Source organism: Streptomyces sp. NPDC048461 (assembly GCF_055587105.1).
In genome coordinates, this window is sequence record NZ_JBVJGW010000007.1 from 1 (window position 1) to 19,754 (window position 19,754).

Consider the following 19,754-nt stretch of genomic DNA (forward strand, 5'->3'; position numbering starts at 1 on the left):
GGCCTGGGGGGGCAACACGCGGGAGCAGACCGCTCACCCCCCGCCAAAGATCAAAAACCCCCCCCGCGACACGTTCTCCCCGGGCGAACGGCGTGCGGGGCCCCCCCGGCGGGGGGCGCCCCTCTCGCGTACTGCGGTTGCCGCCGCTACCGGCGCTACTGCCGTGCGGCTAGGCCGACTTCTCGTGCGGGCCCTGGTCCTTCGGGACGATCCGCGGGACCAGCGTCGGGTTGACGTTGGAGCGGACGACGTCCGAGGTGATGACCACGCGGGCCACGTCCTTGCGGGACGGGACCTCGTACATCACCGACATCAGGACCTCTTCCATGATGGCGCGCAGGCCGCGCGCGCCGGTCTGGCGCAGGATCGCCTGGTCCGCGATGGCCTCCAGCGCCTCGCGCTCGAAGTCCAGCTCCACGCCGTCGAGTTCGAACAGGCGCTGGTACTGCTTCACCAGCGCGTTGCGCGGCTCGATCAGGATCTGGAGCAGGGCCTCGCGGTCCAGGTTGTGAACGGAGGTCAGGACGGGGAGACGGCCGATGAACTCGGGGATCATCCCGAACTTCACCAGGTCCTCCGGCATGACCTCGTGGAACTGGTCGCTGGCCTCGATCTCGCGCTTCGAGCGGATCGTCGCCCCGAACCCGATGCCCTTGGCTCCGGCACGCGACTCGATGATCTTCTCCAGACCGGAGAACGCGCCGCCCACGATGAAGAGCACGTTCGTGGTGTCGATCTGGATGAACTCCTGGTGCGGGTGCTTCCGGCCGCCCTGCGGCGGGACGGAGGCGGTCGTGCCCTCCAGGATCTTCAGCAGGGCCTGCTGGACGCCCTCGCCGCTCACGTCGCGGGTGATCGACGGGTTCTCGCTCTTGCGGGCGACCTTGTCGATCTCGTCGATGTAGATGATCCCGGTCTCGGCCTTCTTGACGTCGTAGTCGGCCGCCTGGATCAGCTTGAGCAGGATGTTCTCGACGTCCTCGCCGACGTATCCGGCCTCCGTCAGCGCCGTCGCGTCGGCGATGGCGAACGGGACGTTCAGCATGCGCGCGAGCGTCTGGGCCAGCAGGGTCTTGCCCGAACCGGTCGGACCCAGCAGCAGGATGTTGGACTTCGCGAGCTCGATCGCGTCGTCCCGGCCCTGCGCGCCGCCGTTCTCGCCGGCCTGGACCCGCTTGTAGTGGTTGTAGACCGCTACGGAGAGCGCCTTCTTCGCCGGCTCCTGGCCGACGACGTAGCTCTCCAGGAACTCGTAGATCTCACGGGGCTTGGGGAGTTCCTCCCACCGGACCTCCGAGGTCTCCGCGAGCTCTTCTTCGATGATCTCGTTGCAGAGGTCGATGCACTCGTCGCAGATGTACACACCGGGTCCTGCGATGAGCTTCTTCACCTGCTTCTGGCTCTTTCCGCAGAACGAGCACTTGAGCAGGTCGCCGCCGTCACCGATGCGTGCCACGAGGTGCTTCCCCTTCGCCTGGGAGACGCCTGGTTCAGCGCTCCTGGTGCCTCATATCCGACGGTACCTTGCCGGGGGCCCCGTGCGGGGCCCCCTTGACGTGGTTCACATCGCCGAATGCGGCGACGCGCCCACGCCAACTGGCGGCAAGGATCAGGCCGAGCTCTTGCGGGTGGAGATGATCTGGTCGATCAGCCCGTACTCCAGCGCGCCCTCGGCCGTGAGGATCTTGTCGCGCTCGATGTCGTCGCGGATCTTCTCGATCGGCGTCGTCGAGTGCTTGGCCAGCATGGTCTCCAGCTGGTCGCGCATGCGCAGGATCTCGTTGGCCGCGATCTCCAGGTCGGAGAGCTGCTCGCGACCGGTGCCGCCCGAGGGCTGGTGGATCAGTACGCGGGCGTTCGGCAGGGCCATGCGCTTGCCGGGGGTGCCGGCGGCGAGCAGGACCGCGGCGGCGGAGGCCGCCTGGCCCATGCAGACCGTCTGGATGTCCGGCTTCACGAACTGCATCGTGTCGTAGATCGCCGTCAGCGCGGTGAAGGAGCCGCCGGGGCTGTTGATGTAGATCGAGATGTCGCGGTCCGGGTCCATCGACTCCAGGCACAGCAGCTGCGCCATGACGTCGTTGGCGGAGGCGTCGTCGATCTGCACGCCGAGGAAGATCACGCGCTCCTCGAAGAGCTTCGCGTACGGGTCGTACTCGCGCACGCCCTGCGAGGTGCGCTCGACGAAGCGCGGGATGACGTAGCGGTTGTCCACCTGCGGGCCGGTGTGGAGGCCGCTCGCGGGAGAGAGGTTGTTCATGTACATCGAGGTGTTCACCATCCTGGTGGCGTTCTGCGGGCTGTCGGCTGCCGGGTACGGACGAGTGGTGCCGGGGATCAGGCCCCGGTGCCGCCGCCGCCCGGAACGTTGGACGCGGCCGAGATGATCTCGTCGATGAGGCCGTACTCCTTGGCCTCCTCGGAGGTGAACCAACGGTCGCGGTCACCGTCGCGGATGATCGCCTCGACAGTCTGGCCCGAGTGGAACGCGGTGATCTCGGCCATGCGCTGCTTGGTGCGCAGCAGGTACTGGGCCTGGATCTTGATGTCCGACGCGGTGCCCCCGATGCCGGCGGAGCCCTGGTGCATCAGGATGTCGGTGTTCGGCAGGGCGAACCGCTTGCCCTTGGCGCCGCCGGTGAGCAGGAACTGGCCCATGGAGGCCGCCATGCCCATACCGATGGTGACGACGTCGTTCGGGATGTACTGCATGGTGTCGTAGACCGCCATGCCGGCCGTCACGGAGCCGCCGGGGCTGTTGATGTACAGGAAGATGTCCTTCTCCGGCTCGGCGGCCAGGAGGAGGAGCTGCGCCGTGATCTTGTTCGCGATGTCGTCGTCGACCTGCTGGCCGAGGAAGATGATGCGCTCGCCGAGCAGCCGGTTGTAGACATGGTCGCCGAGGCCGCCGCCGATGGACGGCTCACCCGCGGCGTAAGGCTTCAGATTCGTCACGTATCCACCTGCTCGTCTCCGACGGCCATGTGCCGTCTCAGCGTCTCGTTCTCGGGCGCGGCCCGACCGGTGCGGACAAGTCCGCCGGCTCCGGGTACTCCCGTGCCCTCGTATTCATGGACCCTAACGCGCAGGTGGGACAACGCCATCCCGCTTCCCGAACTGTTCGCTCGGAGCGCAAGGTGCGCGGGCCTCCCGGAGGCGGTGCAGAAGGGCCCGGACGCGACGGCGTCCGGGCCCTTCGAGGCACTGCTCAGCGGGCTGCGCCCGGGGTGTTACTTGGCCTCTTCGGCCTTGTCCTCGTCGGCGTCGGCGGCGGCCGTCTCGACCTCGGCGACCGTCTCGGCGCCGTCCTCGTCCTCTTCGTCGGACAGGTCGACGACCTCGCCCTTCGTGTCGACGACCTTGGCGGCCTCGACGACGACCGCGAGGGCCTTGCCGCGCGCGACCTCGCCGACCAGCATCGGAACCTGGCCGCCTTCGACGACGGCCTGGGCGAACTGGTCGGGGGACATGCCGGAGGACTGCGCACGCCGCATGAGGTGCTCGGTGAGCTCCTCCTGGTTGACGCCCAGCTTCTCCTTGTTGACCAGCGCGTCGAGGACGAACTGGGTCTTGATGCCCTTGACGGCCTGCTCGGAGGTCTCGGCGTCGAACTCCTCGACCGTCTTGCCCTGGAACTCCAGGTACTTCTCGATGGTCAGACCCATCTGGCCGAGCTGGTGGTGCTCGAGGTTGTGCTTGCGGGTCTGGACCTCGTCCGCGAGGAGCTTCTCGGGGATCGGGACCTCGACGAGCTCCAGCAGCTTCTCCAGGACGCGCTCCTGGGCCTGCGTGGCCTGGTCGAACTGCTTCTGGTCCTCGAGGCGCTTGCGGCTGTCGGCCTTGAGGTCCTCGAGGGTGTCGAACTCGCTCGCCATCTGCGCGAACTCGTCGTCCAGCTCCGGCAGCTCGCGGGCGGAGACCTTCGTGACCTTGACGGTGACCTCGGCGTCCTTGCCCTCGGCGGAGCCGCCCTTCAGCTGGGAGGTGAAGGTGGCCTCGCCACCGGCCTCCAGACCCTTGACGGCCTCGTCGATGCCCTCGAGGAGCTCGCCCGAGCCGATGGTGTAGGACACGTCGGACGCGACGCCGTCCTCCAGCACCTCGCCGTCGACCTTGGCCTCGAGGTCGAGGGTGACGACGTCGCCGTCCTCGGCCGCGCGCTCGACATCCTTGGTGGACGCGAAGCGGCCGCGGAGCTGCTCGACGGCCTTCTCGATGTCCTCGTCGGAGACCTCGACGGCGTCGACCTCGACCTCGATGCCGGAGTAGTCCGGAATCTCGATCTCGGGGCGGACGTCGACCTCGGCGGTGAAGGCCAGCAGTTCGCCGTCCTTCAGCTCCGTGATGTCGACCTCGGGCTGGCCCAGCGGGTTCAGGTCGGCCTCGTTGACCGCCTCGGTGTAGAACTTCGGGAGGGCGTCGTTGACGGCCTCCTCCAGCACCGCACCGCGGCCGAAGCGCTGGTCGATGACGCGGGCGGGGATCTTGCCCTTGCGGAAGCCCTTCACCGTGACCTGCTGGTTGATCTTCTTGTACGCCGCGTCGAGGCTGTCCTTGAGCTCCTCGAAGGGCACCTCAACAGTGAGCCGAACCCGAGTCGGGTTCAGGGTCTCCACGGCGCTCTTCACGGTTCGGTCTCCTTGTGGCTGACTGCTGGGGGTTCTGCCTTCGCGCTGTGATTCAGCGGTTCCGGCGGACTTCGGCCCGGTACATCAGACACACGGGCACGCAGCTTGCATAGTAACCGCAAGCGGCAATCAGCCCACAACGCGATCTTGTGGCGGCCCTCTGTGGATCTGAGGAGACGCTGCCGGTGGTCGGGGTGGCCGGATTCGAACCGACGACCTTCCGCTCCCAAAGCGGACGCGCTACCAAGCTGCGCCACACCCCGTCGGTGCGACACGTAGGGTACATGCCCGGAGACCCTCCGATGCACGGTCTTGCGCACGCTCCCGCGGCGCGCGCCGCTCGGGCCGCGCAATGCGGTGTGCGTTTGCCCGGCGCGACCCGCTAGGATGCTGTCCGTGCCACGGTCTCCGGACCTGTGGGCGCGCGTTGCGGGTGTAGCTCAATGGTAGAGCACTAGTCTTCCAAACTAGCTACGCGGGTTCGATTCCCGTCACCCGCTCTGAAGCGAAAAGGGCCAGGTCAGAGGACGTCTCCTCAACCTGGCCCTTCGCCGTTCCCGGGGCTTCGATCAGCTCCGCGTGCCCCCTGCGTGCCCCCTCGCCGCGCGTGTGCCTCGAAGTACGATCAGCGCGCATCGTCCAGGGGGGAACCGCATGAGCGCAGACATGGCACTCGCCGTCAGCAGCGACAGGGAATGGATCATCCGCAACGCCAAGGGGCGGAAGTTCGTCTACGAGTCCGCGGAAGAGGCCTTCGGGGAACTGCACGAGTACGGCGAGGGCGCCGTCGTACTGACCCGCGTGGTCTACCGGGGCATGTTCCGCACCAAGCCGGTCACGGACTGGCAGGAGGTCGCACCGCCGGCTCCGGCTGCGGCTGCGGGTCCCGAAGTCGAGGGCTGACGCGGGCTGATGACTCACCGCCGGGCCGTAGGGATCGCCGAGCGATGCTGACCGAGGGGGACGCCCGCAGGCTGGTGCTCGCCGAAATCGCGCAGGCGCGGGAGTCCGTCGAGTACGAGCTGGGGATCCTTCAGGTGGAGCAGCTCGCGTTCGGATGGCTCTTCTACTGGGGAGCGGTCGGCGATGGACCGGGTGGGCAGCGACCTCGGCCCGGAGGCAACGGGCCCTTCCTGGTGGATCGTGAGAACGAGCGGCTGATCCGAACCCCCACCAGCGTGCCCGTGGCGCGTCAGGTCGCGGACTACGAGCGGCGCCTTCGGCGCGAGGGCCACGCCCTGAACGTGGCAGCGAAGAAGTCGGGGACGCGGTTCGGGACCGCGGCGCCGGGGGGCGTTCCCGGCGGTCTCCCGAGCCGGCTGCGCCACGTGACGGGCCGGCTGGAGGAGCGGTCAGCCGGCGGCGATCCGGATGTGGAAGGGCCGGGCCGAGGGGTTTGACCTCGGCCCGGCCCTTCCTTGCGCCCGGAGGCGGGCGGTCAGAGCTTGATGTTCGCGATCATCGTCGCGAGGGAGTTGAGGAAGCGGTTCACGTCGTCCGCGATCGAGCTGGACGCCAGGAAGAAGCCGAAGAGGGCCGCGACGATGGCGGGGCCCGCCTTGATGTGGTTGCCGCGGATCAGCACCACCAGGATGACCGCCAACAGAACCACCACTGACAGCGAAATGGCCACTACTGATCACACCTTCGGTCGTCCCCTGGTCGGCCCGGGGCGCACGCCCCCATGCACCATCCTCCCACCAACAGGCCCCGGCTATCCGTCCCGTGGGGAATCACCACCGTTCCGTTTCCGTCAACCGTGCGCGCGTTACGCACATTTCGGGCACGGAGCGGTCGTTACGGGGCCGTGAGGCCGAGGAGGGCGCGGACGTGGGCGTACTTCGCGGTCAGTCGCTCGCGGGTGGGGGCGTCCAGTTCGGAGAGCCGTACGGGGTCGGTGTTGTGCGCGAGGTCCGACTCCTTGACCAGGAGGGCGCCCGGGGTCGCCAGGATGCGGGCCGTGTACGTCTCCAGCGGTTCGCCGGGGCGCTTGGTGACCGCGAGGACCATCTCCTTCACCGGCTGCGGCAGGGCGGCCGCGTCCAACCAGGTCAGGCTGAGGGCCTCGTCCTCGATCGCGTCGTGGAGCCAGGCCGCCGCCTGCTGTTCCGGAGTGCCGCCGCGCAGCCGGACGCCCTCGGCCACGGCCGCGAGGTGCTCGGCGTAGGGCCGGCCCGACTTGTCGGTCTGGCCCTCGTGCGCGGCGCGGGCCAGGGCCTCGACCTCGATGAGGGTGAGGGGCTGCTGCGTCATGCGGTCTCCCTTGCTGCCGTACGGAGTGCCTCGGCGGCCCGGTGCGCGTCCGCCTGCGTGGTACGCCAGTTGGAGAACGCCGCGCGCAGGGCCGGGGTTCCCGCGTAGTGGGTGGGGGTGACGAAGACCTCCGCCGAGGCGGCCTCCCGGAGCGCCGCGAGCCGGGCGGGGGTGGGGTCCTCGGCGAGGGTGAAGCAGACCACGTTGAGGCGGACCGGGGCGAGGAGGCGGAAGGCCGGGTCGGCGGTCAGGCGCTCGCCGAGGACGCGGGCGCAGGCGATGTCGCGCTCGACGATCTCCCGGTGGCCCTCGCGGCCGTACGCGCGGAGCGTGAACCAGGCGGCGAGGGCGCGCAGCCGGTGGGAGTTCTCCGGGGTGAGGTGGACCAGGTCGGGGTGGTCGCCGAGGGGGCCGAGGTAGGCGGCGGAGTTCTGGAAGACACGGGCCTGGAGGTCCTGTCTGCGGGTGAACTGGACGGCGCTGTCGTAGGGGACGTTCAGCCACTTGTGGAGGTCGACGCAGAGGGAGTCGGAGGCGTCGAGGCCGGCGGCGAGGTGGGCGTGGGCCGGGGAGAGGGCGGCGAAGGCCCCGAAGGCCGCGTCGGTGTGCAGCCAGAAGTCGTGCCGGGCCTTGAGGGCGGCGACGGCCGGGAGGTCGTCGAAGTCCACCGTGTTGACGGTGCCCGCGTTGGCGACGACCACGGCCGGGCCGGGGGTGTCGGCGAGGGCCCGGTCGAGGGCGGCCGGGTCGACGGCCTCGCGGTCGGGCAGCGTGGGGACGCGTACGAGGGAGTTGCGGCCCAGGCCGAGGACCGAGAGGGCCTTGGCGATGGAGGAGTGCGGGGCGGCGGAGAGGACGCGGACGGCGCCGAGGGCGGCCACCCCGTCCTCGGCCGGGGAGACGCCCGCGCGCTCGCCCAGCCATTCGCGGGCGATCGCCAGGCCGGCGGTGTTCGACATGGTGGCGCCGCTGACGAACGTGCCGGTGTGGGCGGCGGAGAGGCCGAACAGGTGGCGGAGCCAGCCGACGGTCTCGCGTTCGAGGTCCTGACCCCCGCCGTCGAGGGCGGAGTTGGAGTTCTGGTCGTGGGCGGCGGTGAGCCAGTCCCCGGCGAGGGCGGCGGGGGTGGCCCCGCCGGTGACGAAGCCGAGGTAGCGGGGGCCGGCCGAGGCCGACAGGCGCGGCGCCCAGCGGTCCTGGAAGGCGGCGAGGGCGGCGGCCGCGCCGGTGCCGTGCCCGGGAAGGGGCTCGGGGCGGTGCGGGGCCGCGGGGGCGTCGGCCGCCGGTACGACGGGGCGCGCGTCCAGGGTCTCCAGCGTGGCGGTGGCGGCGCGGCGGGTGGCGTCGAGGAGGTCGGGGAGCCGGGCGAGATCGGCGGCGAGCGTACGGTCCATGGGGGCACGCTAGGGCCCCGCCGGCCGGCGGGGACGGGCCAATCCGCGGCGAGTGGCCCGCGCCGGCCGGCCGGGGCGGCCCCGGGGCGGCCGCCGCCCGGCCCGGCGTCCGCCGACCGCCCCCGGCGGCGGGGGCACCCGCCCGGTCGGCCGGGGAAGCACCCCGCCGGGAGCCCGACGGCCAGGGGACCGGCCCGACAGGCGACGCCCGCAGTAGCCGCCCGGCCGGTGGAGCCGCGTGGTCGCGGCAGTCGGCGGGTGGGCTGCGCCGTCGCCGGGCCGGTGGGGTGGTGTGGTCGCAGGAGGTGGCGGGCGGGGGCGTGGGGTGGGTCAGGTGGAGCGGCGGATGAGGAGGAGGGCTCGGTCGTCGTTGACGTCCTTGGCGACCTTCTCGATCAGGTGCCAGGCGGCGCCGTCCCAGCCGCCGGCGACGTAGCGGTCGGCCTCGCCGGTGAGGCGGTCGATGCCCTCGCTGATCTCGCGGTCGGAGGTCTCGACGAGCCCGTCGGTGAAGAGCATCAGCACGTCGCCGCGCCGCAGGTTGCCGCGGGCCGGGGTGAACTCGGCGCCGTCGTAGACGCCGAGCAGGGGGCCCTCGCCGGTCTTCTCCTGCCAGCGGCCGGTGCCCGCCGAGAGCTGGAGGGCGGGGAGGTGGCCGGCGGAGAGGAGTTCGTAGTCGCCGGTCTCCAGGTCCAGGACCAGGTGGATGGAGGTGGCGAAGCCCTCGTCCCAGTCCTGCCGGAGCAGGTAGCCGTTGGCGGCGGGCAGGAAGCCGTGCGGTGGCAGCGCGCCCAGGAGTCCGCCGAAGGCGCCGGACAGGAGCAGGGCGCGGGAGCCCGCCTCCATGCCCTTGCCGGAGACGTCGGTCAGGACGATCTCCAGGGTCCGGCCGCCGTTGGTGCGGGCCGCGACGACGAAGTCGCCGGAGAAGGACTGGCCGCCGGCCGGGCGCAGGGCCATCTCGCGGTGCCAGCCGCGCGGCAGGGCGGGCAGCTTGCTCTGGACCCGGATGCGTTCGCGCAGGTCGAAGAGCATGGTGCCGCCGCGTCTCCAGGGCACGCCGACGCGGCTGCGGAACTGGGCGATGACGAGCCCGAAGAACCCGCAGGCCGCGACGACCAGCACGGTGCCGGGGGTGACCCGCGCCGGGCCCTGGGTGTAGGGGCCGAGGACGAGGGCCTCGACGATCAGCGCGGCCGCGGAGGCGGCGTACAGGGCGAGCAGGCTGGCGGGCCGCAGCAGCAGGCCGCCCGCGACGATCGGCAGCACGAGCGCGGCGGGCGAGAACCAGACGGGGAGCATGAGCGTGCCGCACGCGATCGCGGGAATGGTGAGGAGGAGACCGCCGAACGCCAGCCAGTCGGAGGCGTCGCCGCGGAAGTAGTCGACGGCGGATTTGCGCAGTGCGGTGCGTGCCCGGTGCCACAGCATGCGCATCCGGGCCGTGAGGGTCTCGACATGTGCTCCGGCCATTGCATCGGGACCCTATCCATCCCGGCTGTGGATGCGCAGGGGTACCCCCGGACCTGAGCTCCGGCCTGCGCTTCCCGGGCGCCCGAAAAGCCGTCGACTGCGACGGAATGCCCTGATAGGGATGGGCACATGACCCTTGAGATGCGTGTATTGCAGTCCGATGAGTGGGATGTCTGGTACGACCAGCTGGAACTGGCGTTCGGTGGTGTGCCGGAGTCCCCGCAGGAGCGGAAGCTCTACGCGTCGCTGACGGAGGCGGAACGTTCGCTCGGCGTCTGGGACGGCGGAACGTGCGTGGGTTCGGCGGGCGCCTTCACCTTCCGCCTCTCGGTTCCCGGCGGCACGCTCGTGCCGGCGGCCGGGGTCACGATGGTGGGCGTCTCCCCCACCCATCGCCGGCGCGGGGTGCTCACCTCCCTGATGCGGCGCCAGCTGGACGACGTACGGGCGGCCGGCGAGCCGCTCGCCGTGCTGACGGCGTCGGATCCGGCGATCTACGGACGGTTCGGCTACGGCACCGCGGCGTACTCCCTCGCCGTGGACATCGACACCAGCCGGGTCGACATGGTCGTGCCGCCGGGCACGGACGCGGTGCGGCTGCGCCTGGTCGACCCCGAGGAGGCGCTCGCCGCCTGCGAGCGGGTGTACGCGGCGCTGGTCCCGGGGCGGCCCGGGATGCCCGCCCGGCAGCCGGGCTGGGAGCGGCAGGCGCTGCTGGACGCCCCCGCGATGCGCGCCGGCGGGTCTCCGCTGAAGTGCGTGGTGGCCGAGGGGCCGGACGGCGCGGTGGCCGGGTACGCCCGCTACCGGGTCACCCCCGAGTGGGACCTGTCGGGGTCCCAGGGGCGGGTGGACGTCGGCGACCTGGACGCGCTGGATCCGGCGGCGTACGCGGCGCTGTGGCGCTACCTCTTCGGGATCGACCTGACCTGGTCGGTGCGGGCGAACCGGCGGCCGGTGGACGATCCGCTGCTCCACCTGGTCAGCGACGTCCGCCGGTCACGGCCGCGCTTCCGCGACTCCCTGCACCTGCGGCCGGTGGACCTGGCGGCGGCGCTGGAGGCCCGGACGTACGGGGCTCCGCTGGACGTGGTGCTGGAGGTGGAGGACTCCTTCTGTCCCTGGAACGCCGGACGGTGGCGGCTGACCGCCGACGCGAAGGGCGGTGCGCGGTGCGCCCGGTCCGAGGATCCGGCGGAGCTGGCGCTGTCGGTCCGGGAGCTGGGTTCGGCGTACCTGGGCGGCATCACGCTCGCCTCGCTCGGGGCGGCGGGCCGGGTGCGCGAGCTGCGGCCGGGCGCGCTGGCGGAGGCGTCCCGCGCGTTCGCGGGTGACGTGGCCCCCTGGCTCCCGCACGGGTTCTGAGCCGCGCGGCGGGCACCCGCCCCGATCCCTAGCGGGACTGGCAGGAGGGGCACCAGAAGAGGTTGCGGGCGGCGAGGTCGGCGGTGCGGATCTCGCCGCCGCAGACGTGGCAGGGCAGGTTGGCCCTGCGGTAGACGTACACCTCGCCGCCGTGGTCGTCGACCCTCGGCGGGCGCCCCATGGCCTCGGGCAGGTGCTCGTCCCGGACGGTGTCGATCCGGTTGTTCCGCACGCCTTCGCGCATCAGCACGACGAGGTCGGCCCACAGCGCGTCCCACTCGGTCCGCCGCAGGTCCCGGCCCTGGCGGTACGGGTCGATGCCGTGCCGGAAGAGGACCTCGGCGCGGTAGACGTTGCCGACGCCCGCGACGACCTTCTGGTCCATCAGCAGGGCGGCGACGGTGCTGCGGGAGCGTGAGATCCGGGTCCAGGCCCGGTCGGGGTCGTCGGCCGGCCGCAGCGGGTCGGGGCCGAGCCGGTCGTGTATGTCCTTCTTCTCACCCTCGCCGATCAGCGCGCAGGCGGTCGGGCCGCGCAGGTCGGCGTAGTGCTCGTCGTTGAACAGGCGCAGCCGGACCGTGTCGGTCGCGGGCGGTGCCGGGGCGGGGCCGAAGCCGAGCTTGCCGAAGAGGCCGAGGTGGATGTGTACCCAGGCGTCGCCCAGCTCCAGGAAGAGGTGCTTGCCGTGCGCCTCGGCGCCGTCCAGCACCCGCCCGTCGAGCAGGGCGGCGCTCTGTGCGAACCGCCCCTGGGGGCTGCTGACCCGGACGGGCCGGGCGGCGAACCGCTCGGTGTGGTCCTGGGCGAGGCGGTGGATCGTATGCCCCTCGGGCACGGCTGGGCTCCTCGGACGCGGTACGTCGCGCGGATCGCGGGACGGCATGGAGACGCGGGACGGCGGGGGATGCGGGACGGCATGACAACGGCCGTGCCGCCCCCGGGGGCGGCACGGCCGGAGAGCGGGATCAGCCCTGGGGGTGGTGGGCCGGGATCGGGGGGAGTTCGCCGGTCTGCTCGTAGGCGGTGAGCATCTCGATGCGCCGGGTGTGGCGCTCCTCGCCCGAGTACGGGGTCGCCAGGAAGGCCTCGATGAAGCTGACGGCCTCGTCCTGGGTGTGCATCCGGCCGCCGACGGAGATCACGTTGGCGTTGTTGTGCTCGCGGCCGAGCTTGGCGGTCTCGACGCTCCACGCCAGGACGGCGCGGACACCCTTGACCTTGTTCGCGGCGATCTGCTCGCCGTTGCCGGAGCCGCCGATCACGATGCCGAGGCCGTCCGCGTCGGCGGCGGTCTTCTCCGCGGCGCGCAGGCAGAACGGCGGGTAGTCGTCCACCGCGTCGTAGATGTGGGGCCCGCAGTCGACGGGCTCGTGGCCGTTGTTCTTGAGCCAGTCCACCAGGTGGTTCTTGAGCTCAAAGCCGGCATGGTCGGATCCGAGGTACACGCGCATGGGACGAGTGTGGCACGAGCGGGCCCGGCGCCAGGCAGCGGGTGTCGCGTAAATCACTTCTAAAGCTCAAGTAAACCCAAAGAACGCAGATGGGACACGGCAGGACCGAGGTCCTGGACGTTCGTCCCCACGCAACGATCCGGATTGAGGTCTTCCGTCCTGCGTTCATCTCAGGTTTGAATGCCGGGGCTCGCAACCCGAGAACCTAAGGAACCGTCCATGAGCTCCACGACGACCCTTCAGAAGGCAGGCGACTCCCCCGGTGAACCCGGTGACGCCAAGCCGACAGACGGTCTGAAGGCCGGTCTCAAGAACCGCCACCTGTCCATGATCGCCATCGGTGGTGTCATCGGCGCCGGACTCTTCGTCGGCTCCAGCGGCGGCATCGCCAAGGCCGGCCCCGCCATCCTGATCTCCTACGCGCTGGTCGGCGCGATGGTGGTCTTCGTGATGCGGATGCTGGGCGAGATGGCCGCCGCCAGCCCGAACTCGGGCTCCTTCTCCGCCTACGCAGACCGGGCGCTCGGCCGCTGGGCCGGCTTCTCCATCGGCTGGCTGTACTGGTTCTTCTGGGTCGTGGTGCTGGCCGTGGAGGCCACCGCCGGAGCGGTGATCCTCGAAAGCTGGATCCCGGCCGTCCCGCAGTGGGCCTGGGCGCTGATCGTGATGGCGGTGCTGACCGTCACCAACCTGGGCTCGGTCGCCTCGTACGGCGAGTTCGAGTTCTGGTTCGCGGGCATCAAGGTCGTCGCCATCGGCGGCTTCGTGATCGTCGGCCTGCTGGCCGTCTTCGGCGTCCTGCCGGGCTCGGACAACCCGGGCGCGGGCTTCGCCCACCTCACCGACGCCGGCGGGTTCATGCCCAACGGCTGGGGCGCGATCCTCACCGGTGTACTGATGGTCGTCTTCTCCTTCATGGGCAGCGAGATCGTCACCCTGGCCGCCGGCGAGTCCGAGGACCCGCGCCGCGCGGTCACCAAGGCCACCAACTCGGTGATCTGGCGCATCGGCGTCTTCTACCTGGGCTCGATCTTCGTCGTCATCACCCTGCTGCCGTGGAACGACGCGTCGATCCTGGAGAAGGGCTCGTACGTCGCCGCCCTCGACTCCATCGGCATCGCCCACGCGGGGCAGATCATGAACGTGATCGTCCTGACGGCCGTGCTGTCCTGCCTGAACTCGGGCCTCTACACCGCCTCCCGCATGGCGTTCTCGCTGGGCGAGCGCGGTGACGCCCCGAAGGCGTTCGCGAAGGTCAACAAGCGGGGCGTGCCCGTCGCCGCGATCCTGGGCTCCGTCGTGTTCGGCTTCGTCGCCGTCTACTTCAACTACGCCTTCAAGGACACGGTCTTCAACTTCCTGCTGAACTCCTCGGGCGCGGTCGCCCTCTTCGTGTGGCTGGTGATCTGCCTGACGCAGCTGCGGATGCGCAAGATCCTGGTCCGCGAGGCGCCGGAGAAGCTGACCGTCAAGATGTGGCTCTTCCCGTACCTGACCTACGCCACCGCCGCGATGATCGTCTTCGTCCTGGGCTACATGCTCTTCGACGACGCCAACCGCCAGGTCGTCCTGCTGTCGCTGCTGGTCGCGGCCGTGGTGCTGGCCGTCGGTGTGGTCCGCGACATGCGCCGCAAGGCCGCCGAGCGCGCCTCGGTCTGACCGGCCCGGCCGCCCTCCCCGCGGCCGCCCCGGACATGCGTCAGCCCCGGACCGCGCTCGCGGTCCGGGGCTGACGTACAGGGGGACGGGCCGCTCAGCCGCGGCGGCCCACCAGCTTCCAGGCGGCGGGCAGGGCGCCCATCGCCAGCGCGGCCTTGAGCGCGTCGCCGATCAGGAACGGGGTCAGGCCCGCCGCGACGGCCGCGGTCAGGGACATCCCGGTCGCGGCCATCAGGTAGGGCACGCCGACCGCGTAGATCACGGCCGAGCCGAGCACCATGGTGCCCGCGGTGCGCAGGACCGAGCGGTCCGCGCCGTGCCGCGCGAGGGCGCCGACGACGGTGGCCGCCAGCAGCATGCCGAGCACGTAGCCGAAGGAGGCCCCGCCGGCCCCGGAGGTGCCGTTCGCGAACCACGGCACCCCGGCCGCGCCGACGAGGGCGTACAGGGCGAGCGCGAGGAAGCCGCGGCGGGCGCCGAAGGCGGTGCCCACGAGCAGCGCCGCGAAGGTCTGCCCGGTGACGGGGACCGGGGAGCCGGGAACCGGTACGGCGATCTGCGCGGCGAGCCCGGTGAGCGCGGCTCCGCCGACGACGAGCGCGATGTCGCGGACGCGGCTCGCGGGCAGCAGGTCGGCGAGGACGGTGCCGGGCCGGAAGACGGCGGGCGAGGCGGAAGCGGTGCTCATCGTGGCTCCGAGGGTGAGGGGTTCGACCGGGACACCGTGACGCTAACCCCGCCCCCCGCCGGGCCCCACCGTCGCCCGGCACAAAGCGATGATCCCCGCAGTGGTGGGGTGTTCACAAAAATCCTCTACCAACAGGTAACCCGAGCGTCCGAAGTGATGCGGATCACCCCTGCGATTAGTACGTGAGGTCCGTTTTGCGTCGCCGCTCCAGACTCGGAGACACTGTCGGAATGTCACAAGCACCCTTGTCGGACCTCCCAGCGGAACCCTTGAGCCACGGTCTCAAGCAGCGCCACCTGACCATGCTGGGCCTCGGCGGCGTCATCGGCGCCGGCCTGTTCGTCGGCTCCGGCGCGGGCATCGGGATCGCCGGTCCGGCGATCATCTGCTCCTACCTGCTCGCGGGCGTCCTCGCGATGCTGGTGATGCGCGCGCTCGGCGAGATGTCCGCCGCCATGCCCGCCTCGGGCTCCTTCTCCGTGTACGCGGAGAAGGCACTGGGCCGCTGGGCCGGCTTCTCGGCGGGCTGGCTCTACTGGTTCCTGCTGGTCGTGGTGCTGGCCGTAGAGGCGACCGGCGCCGCGAAGATCGCGAACGGCTGGCTGCCGGCGGTGGACCAGTGGGTCTGGGTGCTGATCTTCATGGTGGTCTTCACCGTGAGCAACCTGGCCGCCGTGAAGAACTTCGGCGAGTTCGAGTTCTGGTTCGCCGCCCTCAAGGTCGGCGCGATCGTGCTCTTCCTGATCCTGGGCACCCTGGCGATCTTCGGGCTGCTCCCCGACACCGACCCGGTCGGCATGGCGAACCTGACCGGCCAGGGCGGGTTCTTCCCCGCGGGCATGGGCGGGGTGGTCGCCGGCATGCTCGCCGTCGTCTTCGCCTTCGGCGGCCTGGAGGTCGTCACGATCGCCGCCGCCGAATCGCAGGACCCGGCCCGCTCCGTGGCCCGCGCGGTGCGCAGCGCGGTGTGGCGCATCCTCTTCTTCTACGTCGGCTCGATGCTGGTCATCGTGACCCTGCTGCCGTGGGACTCGCTGGAGCCCGGCGAGAGCCCGTACGTCGCCGCGCTGGACTCCATCGGCATCCCGGCGGCCGGCCAGATCATGAACATCGTGGTGTTCGTGGCCCTGCTGTCGGCGCTGAACGCGAACCTGTACGGGTCCTCGCGCATGGTGTTCTCACTGGCCGAGCGGGGCGAGGCGCCGGCGTCGCTGCTGAAGGTCTCGGGCGGCGGGGTGCCGCGCCGGGCGGTCTTCGCCTCGGTGGCCTTCGGCTTCGTGTCGGTGGTGCTGAACCTGCTGTGGCCGGACACGATCTTCCTCTACATGCTCAACGCGGTCGGCGCGGTGCTGCTGTTCGTGTGGGCGCTGATCGCGGTCTCGCAGCTGAAGCTGCGCCGCGTCATCGAGCGGGACATGCCGGAGCGGCTCACGCTGCCGATGTGGCTGTTCCCGTACCTCACGTGGGCCGCGCTGGCCGGCATGGCGGCGGTGCTGGTGCTGATGCTGTTCGACGACTCGGCCCGGCCGCAGCTGCTGTGGTCGACGGGGGCCGCCGCCCTCGTCCTGCTGGTGGCGTGGGTGCGGGAGATCCGCGAGCGCCGGGCCGCCTGACGCCCCGACACGCGCCGCGGGTGCCCGGGACCTTCGGGTCCCGGGCACCCGCGCGTCGTACGAGGAGGATCACGCCCCGTGAAACGCATGTCCGCATGCTGGACATGCAACGTCCGATTATCGGACGATCGGCACACTGGGCGCATGAGTCAGCGCACGATCACGCACCCCGAGCAGCAGGCGCCGCAGGCCGACGCCGGCTCCCCCCTCGGCAACGGACTGAAGCAGCGCCACCTTTCGATGATCGCCCTCGGCGGCGTCATCGGCGCCGGCCTCTTCGTCGGCTCCGGCGCCGGCATCGCGGCCGCCGGCCCCTCGATCGTGCTGGCGTACGCCGCGTCCGGCGTGCTCGTGATGTTCGTGATGCGGATGCTCGGCGAGATGTCCGCCGCCGATCCCGCCTCCGGCTCCTTCTCGGTGCACGCGGAGCGGGCGATCGGCCCCTGGGCCGGGTTCACCGCGGGGTGGATGTTCTGGACGCTGCTGTGCGTCGGCGTGGCCATCGAGGCCATCGGCGCGGCGCACATCATGACGGGCTGGTTCCCGGGCACCCCCTCGTGGATGTGGGTGCTGGTCTTCATGGCCGTGTTCTGCGGGTCCAACCTGGCCGCCGTCTCGAACTTCGGCGAGTTCGAGTTCTGGTTCGCCGCCCTGAAGATCGGGGCGATCGCCCTCTTCCTGGGCCTGGGCGTGCTCGCCGTCCTGGGCGTCCTGCCCGGCACGGACTCCCCCGGCACCGCCAACCTCCTCCACGACGGCGGCTTCATGCCGGGCGGCGTGGACGGCCTGCTGGTCGGCCTGCTCGCCTCGGTCGTCGCGTACGGCGGCCTGGAGACCGTGACCATCGCGGCGGCCGAGTCCGAGAACCCGGTCCAGGGCGTCGCCCGGGCCGTGCGGACCACGATGTGGCGGATCGCCATCGTCTACGTCGGTTCGATGCTGGTCATCGTGACCCTGCTGCCGTGGAACGACCCGGCCGTCACGCAGGACGGACCGTACGCGGCCACCCTGGACCACCTGGGCATCCCCGCGGCCGGCGAGATCATGAACGTGGTCATCCTGATCGCGCTGCTGTCCGCGATGAACGCGAACATCTACGGTTCCTCCCGCATGGCCTACTCCCTCGTCTCCCGCGGCCAGGGCCCGAAGGCCCTCGGCAAGGTCACCGGCCGGGTGCCGCGCCGCGCGGTGCTCGCCTCCTCCGGCTTCGGCTTCGTCACCGTGCTCCTCTCCTACTGGTACCCGGACACCCTGTTCGCCTGGCTGCTGAACATGGTCGGCGGGGTCATCCTCGTCGTCTGGGGCTTCATCGCCGTCTCCCAGCTCGTGCTGCGCCGCCGGCTGGAGCGCGAGGCCCCCGGGAAGCTGGTCGTGCGGATGTGGGGCTTCCCCTACCTGACGTGGGTGGCGCTCGCCGGGGTGGCCGGGGTCCTGGTCCTGATGGCCCTGAACGCGGACACCCGGGTGCAGGTCCTCTTCACCGGCGGACTGGCCGTCGCCCTCGCGGCGACCGGCCGGATCCTGCAGCGCCGGGCGGCCGTCCGCACGGCGGGATAGGGCTTCCGTCCGGCGCGACACCCCCGCCGGACGGCAGGTCGGAGGCCGGGCCCGTGCGATCGCACGGGCCCGGCCTCCGGCGTTCCGGAGGACGTGACAGGAGAGGTAACCCTTACATGTCGTCCGGAATAGATACTGCTAGCGTGCAGTTGCGCATTGATTGCAATAAGCAGTTGGCACGCCGAGGGGACCGGATACACGCATGGCCATTTACACGCTTCCTGAGCTTCCTTACGACTACGCGGCGCTGGAGCCGGTGATCAACCCGCAGATCATCGAACTGCACCACGACAAGCACCACGCGGCCTACGTCGCGGGCGCCAACACCACGCTGGAACAGCTGGAGGAGGCGCGCGACAAGGAGAACTGGGGCGCGCTGAACGGCCTGGAGAAGAACCTCGCGTTCCACCTCTCCGGCCACATCCTGCACAGCATCTACTGGCACAACATGGCCAGCCCCAAGACCGGCGACGGCGGCGGCGTCCCGGACGAGAAGGACGGCCTCGGCGACCTGCCGGCCGCCATCACCGAGTCCTTCGGCTCCTTCGCCGCCTTCCGCAAGCAGCTGACCTTCGCGTCCTCCGCGACGCAGGGATCCGGCTGGGGCGTGCTCGCGTACGAGCCCATCAGCGGCCGCCTGATCGTCGAGCAGATCTACGACCACCAGGGCAACGTGGGCCAGGCCTCCGTGCCGATCCTGGTGTTCGACGCCTGGGAGCACGCCTTCTACCTTCAGTACAAGAACCAGAAGGTGGACTTCATCGAGGCCATGTGGAACGTCGTCAACTGGCAGGACGTGGCCAAGCGCTACGCCGACGCCAAGGCGAACACCCCGCTGCTGATCCCGGCCGGCACGGCCTGATCGGCGCCACCCGCCCGTCCGCCTCGTGATCGTCTTCTCACCCTTCACCGGCGGGCGTGTCCACCGGAAGGCCCCCGCGAGGACATGACTCGCGGGGGCCTTCTGCGTGCTCGGCGGGGTCGCCGACCGATCGTGCGTCCGGCCGGACGCCGGGGCGGGCTACTCGAAGGAGGGGCCCTGGGTGCGGCTGCGCTTGATCTCGTAGAAGCCCGGCGTGGAGGCGACGAGCAGAGTGCCGTCCCACAGGCGGGCGGCGGCCTCGCCGCGCGGGGTCGGGGTGACGACCGGACCGAAGAACGCGACGTCGTCGCCCTCGGCGCCGGGCACGGAGATCACCGGGGTGCCGACCTCCTGGCCGACCCGGTCGATGCCGTTGTTGTGCGAGGTGCGCAGCACCTCGTCGTACTCGTCGGAGTCGGCGTAGGCGAGCAGCTCGGCCGGGAGGCCGACCTCGTCCAGCGCCGCGGCGATGACCTCGCGGGTCGGGCCCTGCCCCTCGTTGTGGATCTTGGTACCGAGGGCGGTGTAGAGCTTGCCCGTGACCTCGGCGCCGTGCTTCTGCTGCGCCGCCACGACCACGCGCACCGGAGCCCAGCCCTTGGGGCCGAGCAGCTCGCGGTAGGTCTCGGGGAGCTCGTCGAGCTTGTTCTCGTTGAGGACGGCCAGGCTCATCACGTGCCAGCGGACCTCGACGTCGCGGACCTTCTCGACCTCGACCATCCAGCGCGACGTCATCCAGGCCCAAGGGCAGAGCGGATCGAACCAGAAGTCGACCGGGGTCTTCTCGCGCACCTGGGTGTCGGTCATGTCT

Annotated in this window: 19 protein-coding genes and 2 tRNA genes; 8 read left to right on the forward strand and 13 right to left on the reverse strand. The window is 70.9% G+C overall.

Annotated features, from left to right (window positions below; translation table 11 throughout):
• Positions 1–169: 169 nt before the first annotated feature.
• The 5 genes from clpX to ACZ6S8_RS14230 form a co-directional block, all read right to left on the reverse strand.
• Positions 170–1,456: an ATP-dependent Clp protease ATP-binding subunit ClpX gene (clpX, locus tag ACZ6S8_RS14210; protein ID WP_351597473.1), complete on the reverse strand. Its 1,287-nt coding sequence runs from the start codon at positions 1,454–1,456 to the stop codon at positions 170–172.
• Positions 1,457–1,609: 153 nt separating this feature from the next.
• A complete protein-coding gene (locus ACZ6S8_RS14215; protein WP_269287547.1) occupies positions 1,610–2,281 on the reverse strand; it encodes an ATP-dependent Clp protease proteolytic subunit in 672 nt (223 codons plus the stop codon).
• A gap of 56 nt (positions 2,282–2,337) precedes the next feature.
• Entirely contained in the window at positions 2,338–2,955 is a 618-nt protein-coding gene (locus ACZ6S8_RS14220; protein ID WP_053674923.1) for an ATP-dependent Clp protease proteolytic subunit, read from the reverse strand.
• Positions 2,956–3,230: 275 nt separating this feature from the next.
• The gene (gene tig, locus ACZ6S8_RS14225) at positions 3,231–4,628 is read right to left on the reverse strand and encodes a trigger factor (protein ID WP_469455479.1); all 1,398 of its coding nucleotides are present in this window, start codon (positions 4,626–4,628) and stop codon (positions 3,231–3,233) included.
• 186 nt (positions 4,629–4,814) lie between these two features.
• Positions 4,815–4,891 (reverse strand) — tRNA-Pro (locus ACZ6S8_RS14230).
• A gap of 166 nt (positions 4,892–5,057) precedes the next feature.
• On the opposite strand from ACZ6S8_RS14230, the gene ACZ6S8_RS14235 reads away from it, so the two are divergent.
• The 3 genes from ACZ6S8_RS14235 (at position 5,058) to ACZ6S8_RS14245 (ending at position 6,028) form a co-directional block, all read left to right on the forward strand.
• Positions 5,058–5,128, forward strand: a tRNA-Gly gene (locus tag ACZ6S8_RS14235).
• Between the two features lie 154 nt (positions 5,129–5,282).
• Positions 5,283–5,531, forward strand: a complete 249-nt coding sequence (locus ACZ6S8_RS14240; RefSeq protein WP_469455481.1) for a hypothetical protein — start codon at positions 5,283–5,285, stop codon at positions 5,529–5,531.
• 44 nt (positions 5,532–5,575) lie between these two features.
• Positions 5,576–6,028 (forward strand): hypothetical protein, encoded by a 453-nt coding sequence (locus tag ACZ6S8_RS14245; protein ID WP_469455483.1) that lies wholly within the window; start codon positions 5,576–5,578, stop codon positions 6,026–6,028.
• Between the two features lie 38 nt (positions 6,029–6,066).
• Here ACZ6S8_RS14245 and ACZ6S8_RS14250 read toward each other — a convergent pair whose 3' ends face one another.
• The 4 genes from ACZ6S8_RS14250 to ACZ6S8_RS14265 all read right to left on the reverse strand — a co-directional run bounded on the left by ACZ6S8_RS14250 (position 6,067) and on the right by ACZ6S8_RS14265 (position 9,748).
• Positions 6,067–6,261, reverse strand: coding sequence for a hypothetical protein (locus tag ACZ6S8_RS14250; RefSeq protein WP_150519620.1), 195 nt, complete (start codon positions 6,259–6,261; stop codon positions 6,067–6,069).
• A 164-nt stretch (positions 6,262–6,425) separates the two neighbouring features.
• Entirely contained in the window at positions 6,426–6,881 is a 456-nt protein-coding gene (locus ACZ6S8_RS14255) for an HD domain-containing protein (RefSeq protein WP_469455485.1), read from the reverse strand.
• On the reverse strand, positions 6,878–8,275 hold the full coding sequence (locus tag ACZ6S8_RS14260) for a pyridoxal phosphate-dependent decarboxylase family protein (protein WP_469455487.1): 1,398 nt from the start codon (positions 8,273–8,275) through the stop codon (positions 6,878–6,880). Before ACZ6S8_RS14260 ends, ACZ6S8_RS14255 begins: the two co-directional genes overlap by 4 nt.
• A 330-nt stretch (positions 8,276–8,605) precedes the next feature.
• On the reverse strand, positions 8,606–9,748 hold the full coding sequence (locus ACZ6S8_RS14265) for a SpoIIE family protein phosphatase (protein WP_469455489.1): 1,143 nt from the start codon (positions 9,746–9,748) through the stop codon (positions 8,606–8,608).
• Between the two features lie 129 nt (positions 9,749–9,877).
• On the opposite strand from ACZ6S8_RS14265, the gene ACZ6S8_RS14270 reads away from it, so the two are divergent.
• Positions 9,878–11,113 (forward strand): GNAT family N-acetyltransferase, encoded by a 1,236-nt coding sequence (locus ACZ6S8_RS14270; protein ID WP_469455491.1) that lies wholly within the window; start codon positions 9,878–9,880, stop codon positions 11,111–11,113.
• A gap of 28 nt (positions 11,114–11,141) precedes the next feature.
• Here ACZ6S8_RS14270 and ACZ6S8_RS14275 read toward each other — a convergent pair whose 3' ends face one another.
• Complete coding sequence (locus ACZ6S8_RS14275) at positions 11,142–11,948, reverse strand: Fpg/Nei family DNA glycosylase (protein WP_469455493.1); 807 nt, start codon at positions 11,946–11,948, stop codon at positions 11,142–11,144.
• Positions 11,949–12,078: 130 nt separating this feature from the next.
• On the reverse strand, positions 12,079–12,564 hold the full coding sequence (locus ACZ6S8_RS14280) for a ribose-5-phosphate isomerase (protein WP_267718602.1): 486 nt from the start codon (positions 12,562–12,564) through the stop codon (positions 12,079–12,081).
• Between the two features lie 219 nt (positions 12,565–12,783).
• Between ACZ6S8_RS14280 and ACZ6S8_RS14285 the strand changes: the two genes are divergently transcribed.
• Positions 12,784–14,223 carry an amino acid permease gene (locus ACZ6S8_RS14285; RefSeq protein WP_469455496.1) on the forward strand — a complete coding sequence of 480 codons (1,440 nt, stop codon included), beginning with the start codon at positions 12,784–12,786 and terminating at the stop codon, positions 14,221–14,223.
• Positions 14,224–14,317: 94 nt separating this feature from the next.
• Here the strand turns inward: ACZ6S8_RS14285 and ACZ6S8_RS14290 are convergent, their stop codons facing one another.
• Positions 14,318–14,911, reverse strand: a complete 594-nt coding sequence (locus ACZ6S8_RS14290; RefSeq protein ID WP_469455498.1) for a biotin transporter BioY — start codon at positions 14,909–14,911, stop codon at positions 14,318–14,320.
• A 230-nt stretch (positions 14,912–15,141) separates the two neighbouring features.
• Here ACZ6S8_RS14290 and ACZ6S8_RS14295 point away from each other — a divergent pair, with 230 nt between their 5' ends.
• The 3 genes from ACZ6S8_RS14295 to ACZ6S8_RS14305 all read left to right on the forward strand — a co-directional run bounded on the left by ACZ6S8_RS14295 (position 15,142) and on the right by ACZ6S8_RS14305 (position 18,943).
• On the forward strand, positions 15,142–16,524 hold the full coding sequence (locus tag ACZ6S8_RS14295) for an amino acid permease (protein WP_469455500.1): 1,383 nt from the start codon (positions 15,142–15,144) through the stop codon (positions 16,522–16,524).
• Between the two features lie 144 nt (positions 16,525–16,668).
• Positions 16,669–18,081: an amino acid permease gene (locus tag ACZ6S8_RS14300; protein ID WP_469455502.1), complete on the forward strand. Its 1,413-nt coding sequence runs from the start codon at positions 16,669–16,671 to the stop codon at positions 18,079–18,081.
• Positions 18,082–18,283: 202 nt separating this feature from the next.
• Positions 18,284–18,943, forward strand: coding sequence for a superoxide dismutase (locus ACZ6S8_RS14305; protein ID WP_469455504.1), 660 nt, complete (start codon positions 18,284–18,286; stop codon positions 18,941–18,943).
• Positions 18,944–19,102: 159 nt separating this feature from the next.
• Here the strand turns inward: ACZ6S8_RS14305 and ACZ6S8_RS14310 are convergent, their stop codons facing one another.
• A complete protein-coding gene (locus tag ACZ6S8_RS14310) occupies positions 19,103–19,750 on the reverse strand; it encodes a mycothiol-dependent nitroreductase Rv2466c family protein (protein ID WP_469455506.1) in 648 nt (215 codons plus the stop codon).
• Positions 19,751–19,754 lie beyond the last annotated feature (4 nt).